The following is a 12,002-nucleotide window of genomic DNA, read 5'->3' as shown; positions in this document are numbered from 1 at the left end:
TTGGGAGCGCCGAGCCGTTGGGCTTCGCGGACCAGCCAAATGGAGATTCCTCCACTCACGAAGTCGCCGATTCCGGGGACAAGTCCGATCAGGGCATCCAGGCCGAACTGGATGTTCGTTCCTGGCAGTTTGAACTGTCCGTCCAGAAGTTCAGCAATCGCCTGAAGTTGCTGAATCCGCTGTTGACGCTCCGAATTCGAGATGACCTCGGGTTCAACAGTCGCTTTTTTCGTAGTCGGACTGATCACCTCGACTTGCGTCGAGGGACGCCGATTGATCACAAAAGGGTTCAGAGTTGTCATAGTCGTTTTCCTTCACCGTGAGCGAGGGACGCCGAATCTCTGCGGGGCCGTGTCCGCAAGCAAACTGACTGACAAACTGCCAATGCAATGCCAAACCGCATAAAACCGCGACATGCCAGATTTCGTGCGAACCAATCCAGCCAGGAACGAGCGCCGGATCGCGGCGGATCAGGACAATCGCTCCGATGGTGTAGGCGAGTCCCGAGAGGACGGCGGGTTTCACGAATTTCCAGCCATAACGCCGCCAGAGGACGATTGCGGAAAACACGCTGCCCCAGCCGAACAGCAGAAAGAATGCGATTCCCGTCACCCCGGGCGACGTCCCGCAGAACAATAATCGCCAGAGTATTCCGGTGATGGCGACGAACCAGATCAGTACCAGCGCTCCCCAGCGCGCAAGGCCAGTGAAAAGGATCGTATGAACGGGAGTCATACTCCCTGCAATCAGGAGAAATACGGCGGCCACGTCAGCCCGCAAGAAGAATTCTCTGAGGGGACCGGGCCAGAAAATATGGTAGGTCCCGCTGAGAAGTAAGAGGATCACTGTTGCGATCCCAAACGTGGCGAGGCCGGCGACCCGGACAGGATCACCTCGGCCTTGCCTGATCAAGGGGATCGTTAATCCCGCAAAGACGCCTGCGCCCAGGTAATGACTCAGAGAACAAAATGGCTCACGAACTCCCAGCCAGGGCCAGACGTCGATCGGGTGGATATCGGGTGTCAGACTGACGTCTCCTTGTGCATCTCCGCTTCAACAGCCGATCATTGCGATCACGATCACATTAATGGTCGGGGCCCGGACTCTGACGCCATTCTGTCGCCTGGCCCGACTTCTTCAGTGTCATTCTGGCAGTTCGTACGGCTTGCGGTACTGGCTCCTCAGCCATTGGTTGGCTGATTCATTGTTGGTGAATCGTTCCGTGCTGGCGTCCCATTCCAAAAAGGATTTGGTTCTGTGGGCGATATTGGCGATGAGTGCCGCTGAGGTGCACCGATGTCCGTATTCGATATCGCAAGGAGGCAACTGCCGCGTCTTGACGCTGTCGAGGAACGTGCGGGCATGGTCCGCATCGCGAACCACCCCTGCGGCCTTCTGCGGTTCGATGACAGGCGCCTCGCCGACGCGCCATTTTTCCAGATGGCGTCCGATGGGGGAACGGACCGCGAACTCATTCGGAGCGAGTTTGTCGGGCACAATCTCAAACCCGTGGGTGCTGAAATACATGGTTCCCTTCGTGCCGCGGAACTCGATTTCGCACGGCTGACCGCTCGGAGATGCTCCGTTGGCGTTGATCTGGGTGAACATGACGAGAGTGTCGCTGGGGTAATGCCAGACGACTTCCATGGTGTCGGGAATGTCGCGGTTGTCGAAGTTGGCAAACTTTCCGCCCATCGCCATGACGGCAAGAGGAGCGTCGACTCCCAGTGAACGATGAATCTGTGCGAGATAATGCACACCCATATTCGTCAGTTGTCCGCCCGAAAAATCAGAGAACCAGCGGAAACGGTAGAAAGTTCGATTCTTGTTGTATTTGCGTTTCCTGGCGGGGCCCGTCCATGCGTCCCAGTCGAAGTCCTGTGGTGGTTCTTCGTCGGGAGGATTACCGATTCCCTTGGGCCATTCGTTCTGGACGTGGAAGCATCTGACAACCGTCACTTTGCCGATGGCTCCGTCGCGGATCAGCTCTGCGGCGACCCGGCAATGCTCGGAGGACAGACGCTGAATTCCGACCTGGGCAATCCGATGATTCTCGCGAGCCGCCTTCACCATGGCCCGTCCCTCATTGACGTAGAGTGACGCAGGCTTTTCGACGTAGACATCTTTGCCGGCCTGGCACGCGTGAATCATCTGAAGTGCATGCCAGTGGTCTGGGGTGGCAACGACCACGGCGTCGATGTCGTTTCGGTCCAGCAATTTTCGATAGTCGGTGAACTGTTCGGGACGGGTGCCGATCCGGCCCGCAGCGTACTCGCGATACGGCTCGTGCAGATCACATAAGGCAACAACCTCACAATCCTGCTGAGCGAGAAAACCGCTGAGGACCTGATCACCCCGGTTGCCCAGTCCAATGAATCCGACTCGCACCCGTTCATTCGCACCGAAAACGCGTTGCGAACTGGCAGCCGTCGCGACGGCCGCAGCGATCGTGGTTTTAGCAAACGTTCGACGGGAGATCCCAGACATCGATTGATCCTTAACCGAAGGAATAGAGACACTCGAAAATCGACATGACGTTAACACGAATGAGAGATCGCTGATGCCAGTTTCCCTTGGCCTGCAACCTTTTCCAATACTGATCTGACGAGATTTGCCCACAGCAACCGTTTCGGCGTCGGTCTCGTCTCGTTGCATCCGTCCGGGGACCGCGAGCGGGCGAATGAAGAGATGGCAATGGACGCGTCCTTTTCGCCGTCACTCCATTCGGAGCCTCATACGAGTGAGGGAGCTCGACCTGTAAGTGACGGAAGTAAACCCGGCAGCGGTTGCGGGTTTTCAATGCCCCCGCCTCCGCGACTGCACACGGTTATTCCTTGTCTTGGGCTGGTTGGGCCAGGTGTTTGTCGAACCAATCTGCCAGCGTCAGCAGATCCTTGCCGATGTCGGCCCATCCGTGCCCCTGTCCCTTTTTGACCACGAGTTCACAGGGGACGTCATTTTCCTTGAGTTTTTCGATGATGATTTCGGCTTGCTGAATGGGAACCAGGAAGTCCGCATCGCCGTGAACGATCAGTGTGGGGGCATCGTCCTTGGAGACGTGGTTGACCGGCGAAATTGATTTACCGATCTCGATAATGCGATCTTCGTCGGTGATCGGGATAAAGGCCTTTTTCGCCTCGTCATAGACGTGAAAATCGAAGGGGGCGCGGAAGTCCTTGAGAATTCCTCGTCCGAGTGCGTTTTCCCCCGGTTTGCCGTAGTTCAGAAAATCGGTTGGCGGAAAGAAGCAGGCGACGGCCTGGACGCGACTTGATTCGCGTTCGACCGGATCTGTCGCGGCGGAATTTCCCTCAGTTCCTGCTGTACCGATCATCAATGAAATGTGGCCACCGGCAGAAGCTCCGCAGATCCCGATTCGATTGGGATCGATCTTGTATTCGGCGGCTCGACTGCGAATGAACCGAATCGAGCGGTTCATGTCTTCGAGGACTTCAGGGATCGTGAACTTGGGCTGGCTGCCATGCACGACCGTGAAGACGGTGTAGCCCCGTTTCAAAAATTCATTGATGAAGCCGAGGTTGATATGGTCGTGAGACGAATACCATCCGCCACTTACCACAAAGACAATGGCTGCCCCCTTGCCCGGCTTTCCCTCGTTGGACTTGGGGCTGAAGACATCCAGGGTCAGGGCTGTGCCGAACTTGCGGCCGTAGATCACGTCCTCTTGTCTCGTATGTGGTTCCTGCGCAAACAGCGCGGGCGATATCCATTGCAGTACGACGGTCAGGCACAATCCAAGGTTGAGAAACTGCTTCATCAATAGCTCCCTGCAGGTCTTTGGGATACGAGGCAAAATCAGCGACGATCGGCAGACGCAACGCATTCAGGTCCGTTGCCTAAGCTACCCCGAATTCCGCCGGTTCCGCAAACCAATGATCGGGACTGATCTGTCGAATTTAAGGCGCTTCGCTTCGGTCCAATTGTTCCGCACCGGGTCGACTCCGATGCCCCCGGCCGCACTATCAGTCAGCCGTTGTCGTGAGCCGGAGGTCGCTGCGACGCAGAAGAACTTCGTCGCTGGCTGAATGCAATGCACGAGACGACTGCGGACCTAGCCGGTTTACAACCACGATTGGCGGTCCGGGAATGACATGGGCAAGCCTTAGGGGACAGGGCAGCGCACGAATGCTCAAACGAAGCCGACACGTCTCAGGAGATGGGCGGGACAGAATCGTGGGGTTGCTGTTTACCTCGCCCCTGCGAAATCGACCTGTCGACGGAGTGAGTCGCCATTCCGTTTTGAACCTTTTCGACCTGTGTTGTTTCGGATTTCTGAAGCTTTTCCGGACAAAATGGATCACGGACAGAATGGTGGAATACCCTGCTTTGACCGAGCGAATTCACGGTTTGGAAGTTTTCATAAATAATTCTGAAAAATTCGGTGGCCGATTCGGACGACCGGTCTAGACTCAGAACGTGTTCGGAAAGAAATGAGTCGCACAACCCGAGACGGCTTCAAAAGGTCACCGGGATGGAGCACAAAGGCATTAAGCCTTCATTGATTTCAAGATCAATCCCGTGAGTGATGACTCCCGGGAGCGCATCCAGCGAAGACAACGACCTCTGTGTCGTTCGCTGAGCATGCGACGCTCGATCTGGTTTACGGTCCTGAACTCTGGTCGTGAATCGAATCTGTTTGCGTTCGGGATCATCGTCCGTCTTGTGTGCCCTGGCCTCATGTGAAGGCCCGGCGTGCGCTTTGTGCGTTGTTGCTATGTCGTGTTGTTAACGATTTGAACTTTCAATCTTTGTGACGGAATTCGGTGGCTGATGCTGCAGCACCCGAAATTGACAGTCACCAATAAATCCAGGAAGGGCCTGCAAATGTTGAACTGGAAGAATCTCGCGACGCTGTCCGCTCTGTATGCCTTCGGGGCCTCTCAAGCTCAGGCGGAAGTTGTTCTGGAGCTTGCTCCACGAATTCAATTCGCAGAGATCACTCCAGACGGTGTTCAATCAAAAGCAGCTCTCTCGACCGCGACGGTGGTTGGGTTTGATCTGGAATACCGTGCTGCCCAGTTCCCAAACGCGGCCGAATTGCTCGCTAATGATCTGCACGATGCGAAGCTGGTTCCTGAAAAAGAAATTCTGAGTCCCCGTGGACCACGCAAGAGTGCGATGCCTGCTTTCGACTACACGAAAGGTGGCCTGGGATTCAAAGAGACCGGTCGGTCTGTCACCCAGTTGGCTGCCGTGTCGCCAATCCCACCGGCTGGTTCGGAGAGTGAGCCAGTCTCGATGTTCGGACAGTTCGCTCAACGCTGGAAGAATTCTCCCAGCAGCGAATTGAGTGGAAGTCACGCGAGTGCGGGTGAGCAAGGAGCGACTGATCTGTCCCAAGCCGCGGTGAAGTCTTCGGGGATGCCGCTGATTGGCTACGGGGCCGCGAGTGCGTCGCTGATGGGTGTCGCAGTTGGAATGCGACGACGATGGCTGGGGAAGCGAGTTGCTGAATAGTGGTGAGTGGTCTGACCTTTCGTCCGGCGACGCACAGTCGGGACGGTGCACGATCCCGAAATCTCAAACAGGGATCGTGCAATGAGTGAGACGTGACCGGGCCTTCCACCAAATGTGGGATGCCCGGGTAAACGTCTTTGATCGCTGCGCTGATCGAAGCCGGGGGCTCGACCGTGATTCGCTCAGACGCCGAATGGTAACGGGATGTGCCAGGGTTAACGAGCCTGATTGGGGTTCGATGCTCGATCGTTTAGGAAGACTCGGAAAGCATTGGGAGTTCCGAGAATGTTCGACAGGTGTTGCTGGTAAGGTAGAGCTCTATGATGTTGAAAAAAACTCTTCTCGTTGCATTGATGGCCGTGGTTGCGGTGTTGCAGAACGGTCAGGCCGATGCTGGCATCGTCAGCTATTCGGCCACCGTGTCTCCGCAGCCGACGTCGTTTGAAGAGATGGTGTCGCTGCAAAAGTTTGATTCGTCACTGGGAACGTTGACGGGGGTGACGGTGTCATTCAGTGCCGACGTCAATGTCGTCGTCTCGGTCGCGAATTTCACCGGCAAGAGTCAGGGATTCACCAACGCTCAGGCAGCAGTTCCGTTCAGCGTGATTGCTCCCGATGGGTCATCGGTATCGGGAACTGCGACCGCTTTCTTCGGTTCCGGAACCGTTGCGTCAGGAATTGGCCCGTACAACTTCCCAGGCACCCCGACTCACACCACGGGGCAGTATACTGTTGCCTCATCCAACTGGTCTGATTTTATCGGCACTGGGGTGGCTTACGCCGATTTCAAGTTTGTTGGGAGCGAAGGTACGTTCAATGGAACTGCTGCCAATGGCGTCTACTTCGGGGGAAACGCGATCGCCAGCGGTGAGATTACGATCACCTACGAGTACACGTCAGTTCCCGAACCGTCAACTTTTGCACTCGGTGCGACGGGACTGGCCGCCGCGGGGTTTGGATTTGCCCGACGGCGACGACAGACGCAAGCTGTCTGATTGACACTTGCGCTGAATGAGCGCGGACCTCGGGATCGACGTTGTCGCTCACGTTCCGATTTTTTTCGATTGCCACTGCATCGGATATTAACGTTGCAGTGGCATCTTGCGTTTCCTCTGCGATGTGAATGCATTGCGCTGACACTACGCTCTTTGGGAACTTTGTGCGCTCTCCGGGGATCTCAATTGATCTTCGATTTCGAACTGCCGCAGCAGCTGAAGCGACCGCCTGCGTTGACACTGGTCCTTCGTTTCAAACGAACGCCCTTTGCGCCTCGCGTACTCTCACCCCATAGCGCGGCAGGTTTTTTGTCTCTCGCGACCTCTTTCACGCGCTGTCTGACACTCGGAAAACGCGATCCATGACTTTCGCGGAAAGTCGCTCGGTCCGCTGCAGCAATCTGTGTTGCTCGCCCCAGTCGATCCAGGTCTCTGAGGATTCTGGGACTTGCTGTCGATCCCCCTGGCCTGCACATTCCCTCAGGGAACTGATTTCCGTACGGGGGGAAAACCGATAACAGAACCGTCACTGACGGAACTCCGATGGCAACCCGCTAGAGAAATCGGGGCCAGAACGGGCAGGTTGGTCTGATCTCGAAGTTTTTCAGTTCGAATATTGTCGTCATGGGGCCGGACGCCCGGTGCAGAGCAATCGACCCTCGATCGTCGCCATCTGGCTCCCTGTCAGGAGTTACAAAACGAGGACGACGTCGTGTACGCATGGCAATCGCACTTGTTCCCGGCATTCATTACGAGTATGAATGAAATATTGACGACGTTGCTGAACCCTGCCGGTAAAAATCCACTGTATTTCCCACCGACTCCCGCGAGGTTTTCTGATGATTCAACCCCGTTTTGAACTCAGCCGCCGTCAAGTCCTTCGTATCGGTGCAGCAGGCGTCGCGGGAAGCGTACTCCCTTGTGCGTCCCGTAGAGCTTCAGCGAATCCGTCATACCGTACTGGTCGAGCCAAATCCGTGCTATTGGTGTTGCTCAGTGGCGGCCCCAGTCAGCTTGATATGTTTGACCCCAAACCGAATGCCCCGGCGGAAATCCGCGGGGAGTTTACGTCGATTGATACAGCGATTCCCGGGGTTGCCGTTTGCGAACATCTGCCTCAGTTGGCCGAACAACTCGGTCGGTGGTCGATGATTCGTTCGCTGTCGCATGTCGAACACAATCATCTGCTGGCGACTCATGTGGCTCTCACCGGTCGCCCGACCCCCATTCCTCGCGGCGGAAGCGACCTGGACCGAGTAGAATCGCGGTTTGATTTTCCGAACTTTGCGTCGGCCCTGGATTGGATGCGGCCAAGAAATGATGGCATTCCGAATGGGGTCTCACTGCCGAATTACTTTATCGAAGGTCCATTGACCTGGCCCGGACAGTATGCGGGATTTCTCGGTCCGAAACACGACCCGTGGCAGATCAACCAAGACCCAAACGACCCCAACTTTGGTATCGATTCGCTTCGACTGCAACCGGGTGTCACGTCACCCCGGTTGATGGCTCGACAACAGTTGCTGGAGGAAATGAATCGCAGCCCTGTCTCGCGCAACTCAGGCGGACGGATGAATTCCTTCGGCGAGCAGCAGGAACTGGCGCTGTCGCTGCTGACTTCAGACCGGGTTGCCAAGGCGTTCGATATTCACCGTGAAGACCCGGAAGTCCGTGAACGTTACGGTCGAAACAAGTTTGGTCAGTCCCTCCTGCTTTCACGTCGATTGATCGAGGCGGGGGTGCCGATCGTTCAGGCTGCGATGGGAATCGTGCAGACCTGGGACACACACGTGGATAACTGGGGACGCCTCAAGAATACGCTGCTGCCGCAACTCGACCGGGGACTTGCTGCGCTGATGGACGATTTGTCGTCTTCCGGGTTGCTCGATCAGACAATGGTGATGGTCATGGGCGAGTTTGGCCGTACGCCTAGAATTTCGATGCTTCCGGGTGAGTCGGTCCCCGGCCGTGACCATTGGGCACATGCCTATTCTGCTTTGTTTGCGGGAGCGGGAATCCGGGGTGGACAAGTGATTGGCCAAACCGATGAGATTGCCGCTTATCCGACGACGCGTCCCTGGTCTCCCGCGGACGTCTGCACGACACTATTCGATGCATTAGGGGTCAGCCCGGAAGAGTTAATCATGGATCCGCTCGGCCGACCAAACCATCTCATGAACGGAGAAGTCATTCAGCCCCTGTATACCGCAGCGAGTTGATGATTAACCGTTCCTGACTGGGAATTCGCTTTCTACTACTGAGGAGTGACAACAATGTTGCGAGTAATGAGTCTGTTTGCCCTGCTGGGAACTTTTTCTGCCGGGATGGCGATTGCCCAGGAGAACGCCGCCCCGAGCGAGGCGGAAAAGACCGCGATCGCTGAAGTTCGCAAATCAGGTGGTCAGGTGATGGAATTGGCACAGAATGATCCGCGACTGGACGTCGCATTCCATCTGGCCGATGGTAAAATCACCGACGACAGCCTTGCACCACTTAAGAACCTCCCTCGGGTTGCGCAACTCAACCTTCGCGGACGGGAAATTACCAGCGCCGGACTGGCACACCTGAAAGATCTCAAGGGACTCGTCCGACTGCACCTGGAGAAAACCAAGGTGACCGACGAGGGACTCGAGAACCTCAAGGGGCTCGAGAACCTCGAGTATCTCAATCTCTACGGAACCGCTGTCACCGATGCCGGACTGAAGCACCTCCATGGATTGAAGAAGCTCAAAAAGCTGTATCTCTGGCAGACCCAGGTGACCGACGCCGGTGTTGCAGAACTGAAGGCGGCGTTGCCTGAAATTCAGATTATTCGCGGAGTTGACCTCGCGAAACCAGCAGAAGAAAAGAAGGCTGAAGAACCCAAGCCGGAAGAAAAGAAGTAATTGCGTCGAAATGGGCTGCAGTAGCGGTGAGCGACGTCTCATGATGATACCCCACCGCTATCGCAATCGCGGCGGCTGACCACAACGTAATGCCGCCTGCGTGACTGTTCTGCGAACTTGAAAAATCCCCTTGGCGAGTTACCTGTCTCGCCAAGGGGATTTTTCGTTGATGGCGGCAGGTTATGGCTCCCCGGTGAGTCTGCCGTCTGCCTCTCGCCAGTAACTTCCGCGTGGCTGCGACGCTGTCGGCAGGGATGTCACATCTGCGGTCCCGAGTCGAGAAAGGGGTGAAAATTTTCCCTGCAACCAGAATTGTACCGTCCTAAAGCGGTCGGCCCTTGCGCTGTAGACATATAGAGGCGGTCGCTAACACCGAAATCGGCTGGAGCGGAGCTCCCCATCCGCTCTCATTTGTACAGGTCAATTTGCCGGGGGGCTAAAATGACAAGTCGCAATTCGACGAGTTTGGTGGTACCCATTTCTCTACTCGCAACCTGGTACCTGTTCGGTTACCTGCTGGAACTGGCGCTGGTCAAGTCAATGTTTGGATGACTTGAACTGTAGTTCACCGGTTAAAGTGAATTCATCCTGACGCGCTTGAAGCGACGTCCGTGCCGGCTTCGCTGCGAGGGATCGTGAACTCAATCTCGGCAGCTCATTTGCAAAAGCGGCCGCGGCGGGCTTGTAACCTGTCCCGCGCCATTCTTATGGTCATTGTTCACTCCATTCAGAATGGCACTGCGTATGGCGAGTGCATGTGAGATCCAGCGCGCACCACCAGTCAAGGGATGAGGATTTCGACCGCTCACCGCATGGCTCCGTCAATCGCTTTGCATGAGAGGCTGGCTGATTTGATCTGGGCTTCTTCTAAACCCCTTCCTGTTGGCTAACCTTTCTTGCTGTCTAAGTGGGACGAAATTCGCGTATGCAGAGGTCGGCCCACGGTTGAGTCCATTGGTCGAGGCCTTGTGCGAACGAGTCGAGCCTGGACGTCAGTCGCTTGTGACGGGATCGCAAAAATCGCCCCCAAATGTCTGTATGCATGATCCACGAAGCGAGTCCGTGCGTTTCGATGTTGTCCATTCTTTCTGTGAGAAGCGGGCAACATCTTGGAATCGTGTTCGCAAGGGAATGGTCATGTCTACGGCCCCGGCAGTGTATGTAGAGGGACTCTGGTGTGCCCATTCCGCCCGATTCGTCTTGCGTGATCTGAATTTCCGCGTTGAGCCTGGCGAAATTGCGATCATCGTAGGCATCAACGGGGTTGGGAAATCAACTTTACTCGCGACGATCGCTGGTGCTTTATCGGCGGCGCGCGGCAACGTCAGCGTGTTTGGGTTTCCTCGTCGTAAGTCCGTCGAGGCCGAGCGGGCGGCACGTCGGAAGGCCCTTTATCTCCCAGACGATGGATGGCTGCCCGGCGAACTTCAGGTCCGAGAGTACCTCGATGAGGCAGCCGAACTTTTCGAGATCCCGATCGGAGAAGCAATTGATCAGATCGATGCGCTTCTGGCGTTGTTTTCACTGGACCGTTCTGAATTGCAATCGATAGGGAGTCTTTCGACGGGGCAGAAAAAGAAAGTCGGATTATGTGCAGCACTCCTGTCGAGGCGAGAGTTATTGCTGCTTGATGAGCCGTTTTCAGGAGGTTTGGACCCCGCTGGCACGAGCGCACTGCGGAAAGTTCTAAAGCATCAAGCGCGTGAACAGGGGAAGACGATTGTCCTGACAACCCCCGTAGCTGAAGTTGTTGCTGAACTGGCCGATCGCTTGCTCGTTCTCAGCGATGGTCGACTTGCCCACAACCTGGACCGGCGGTCTCTTGGAGATCTCCTCAATCAGACGGCTTTGTCAGCGGATGCACTCAACGACTTACTGTTTCCAGACGCGGTCCGACGCGTCCAACGATACCTGGAGCAATCGTCTGTTTCCGGGGCGAACGGCGCGTCGGAGGTATCCCGATGAAAGTGTTTCCTATTGAGCGGCTACCGGACGCCGGACGTACCCTGATGCGTTTGCTGGTGTCCTTGGTTCTCTTTAATCTGTTCCCGTTGATAGTCCTGTGGGGCGTGCTGGTGCGCGATGCCCGACGATATGGCGATTCACTGAGCTACTGGGAAATCCTGTCCTCAATTGGAGGAGTCATTTCCGTCGCAATCCTTGTGGGGAATTCAGCTGCCATCCTGATGTTCGCCTGGTTGCAACTCCGCAGCAGGAGCGTTCTCGCAGATGATGGAGGTGCCGCATGGATGTCGATTCACGGCTGGGAGGGCGAGGTTGAAAAGTTGCCACAGCGAGGTCTAACCCCTGTTTCTGAAGCGATCGGGGTCACGGTCGTCACGGCGATGTGTGCATTAGTTGCTCCCCTTGCAGTTATGCTGGTGCCAATGTGCTGGTCGGTTGGTCGTACCTTATTCAATTGCAGTGAACTCAGTGCACAATGCCCCGGATTGTTCGGTGTCTACTGGCTGTTGCATGCCACGGCACTTCTGTGCTTCGACAACTTGTGGGCAGGAGCTCTTCTGGTGATCGCAGGTGTCCTCGTGAGTGAGGGCCTCATGCACGTCTCTCTTAAGAGAAAAGCCGAACTGATGTTGAGGACTGACCTCACGTCATTCTCTCGTCGAGTGGGCGCGTCATTGAC

At 55.9% G+C, this 12,002-nt stretch carries 10 protein-coding genes; 6 read left to right on the top strand and 4 right to left on the bottom strand.

Features of this window, described 5'->3' with window-relative positions; genetic code table 11:
- The 4 genes from VGE80_RS16070 to VGE80_RS16055 all read right to left on the bottom strand — a co-directional run.
- A partial coding sequence (locus VGE80_RS16070) for a DUF4112 domain-containing protein (protein ID WP_440593374.1) occupies nucleotides 1–248 on the bottom strand: 248 nt, incomplete at its 3' end.
- Complete coding sequence (gene trhA / locus VGE80_RS16065; protein ID WP_375314978.1) at nucleotides 214–987, bottom strand: PAQR family membrane homeostasis protein TrhA; 774 nt, start codon at nucleotides 985–987, stop codon at nucleotides 214–216. The genes VGE80_RS16070 and trhA, both read right to left, overlap by 35 nt.
- Before the next feature lie 156 nt (nucleotides 988–1,143).
- On the bottom strand, nucleotides 1,144–2,487 hold the full coding sequence (locus VGE80_RS16060) for a Gfo/Idh/MocA family protein (protein ID WP_397570045.1): 1,344 nt from the start codon (nucleotides 2,485–2,487) through the stop codon (nucleotides 1,144–1,146).
- Nucleotides 2,488–2,827: 340 nt separating this feature from the next.
- Complete coding sequence (locus VGE80_RS16055) at nucleotides 2,828–3,778, bottom strand: prolyl oligopeptidase family serine peptidase (protein WP_440593373.1); 951 nt, start codon at nucleotides 3,776–3,778, stop codon at nucleotides 2,828–2,830.
- A 1,067-nt stretch (nucleotides 3,779–4,845) separates the two neighbouring features.
- Between VGE80_RS16055 and VGE80_RS16050 the strand changes: the two genes are divergently transcribed.
- The 6 genes from VGE80_RS16050 to VGE80_RS16025 form a co-directional block, all read left to right on the top strand.
- Nucleotides 4,846–5,478, top strand: a complete 633-nt coding sequence (locus tag VGE80_RS16050) for a hypothetical protein (protein ID WP_397570047.1) — start codon at nucleotides 4,846–4,848, stop codon at nucleotides 5,476–5,478.
- 320 nt (nucleotides 5,479–5,798) lie between these two features.
- Nucleotides 5,799–6,473 (top strand): choice-of-anchor E domain-containing protein, encoded by a 675-nt coding sequence (locus VGE80_RS16045; RefSeq protein WP_397570048.1) that lies wholly within the window; start codon nucleotides 5,799–5,801, stop codon nucleotides 6,471–6,473.
- 977 nt (nucleotides 6,474–7,450) lie between these two features.
- The gene (locus VGE80_RS16040; protein ID WP_440593372.1) at nucleotides 7,451–8,692 is read left to right on the top strand and encodes a DUF1501 domain-containing protein; all 1,242 of its coding nucleotides are present in this window, start codon (nucleotides 7,451–7,453) and stop codon (nucleotides 8,690–8,692) included.
- A gap of 54 nt (nucleotides 8,693–8,746) precedes the next feature.
- Nucleotides 8,747–9,358, top strand: a complete 612-nt coding sequence (locus tag VGE80_RS16035) for a hypothetical protein (protein WP_440593371.1) — start codon at nucleotides 8,747–8,749, stop codon at nucleotides 9,356–9,358.
- Nucleotides 9,359–10,495: 1,137 nt separating this feature from the next.
- On the top strand, nucleotides 10,496–11,323 hold the full coding sequence (locus tag VGE80_RS16030; protein ID WP_440593370.1) for an ATP-binding cassette domain-containing protein: 828 nt from the start codon (nucleotides 10,496–10,498) through the stop codon (nucleotides 11,321–11,323).
- On the top strand, nucleotides 11,320–12,002 hold a 683-nt coding region (locus tag VGE80_RS16025; RefSeq protein ID WP_440593369.1), incomplete at its 3' end, for a hypothetical protein. The genes VGE80_RS16030 and VGE80_RS16025, both read left to right, overlap by 4 nt.

It is taken from the genome of Schlesneria sp. (assembly GCF_036405755.1).
In the GTDB taxonomy this organism is placed as follows: Bacteria; Planctomycetota; Planctomycetia; order Planctomycetales; family Planctomycetaceae; genus Schlesneria; species Schlesneria sphaerica.
The sequence above is the reverse complement of the archived record's forward strand: the minus strand, read 5'-3'. Positions and strand labels throughout refer to the sequence as shown.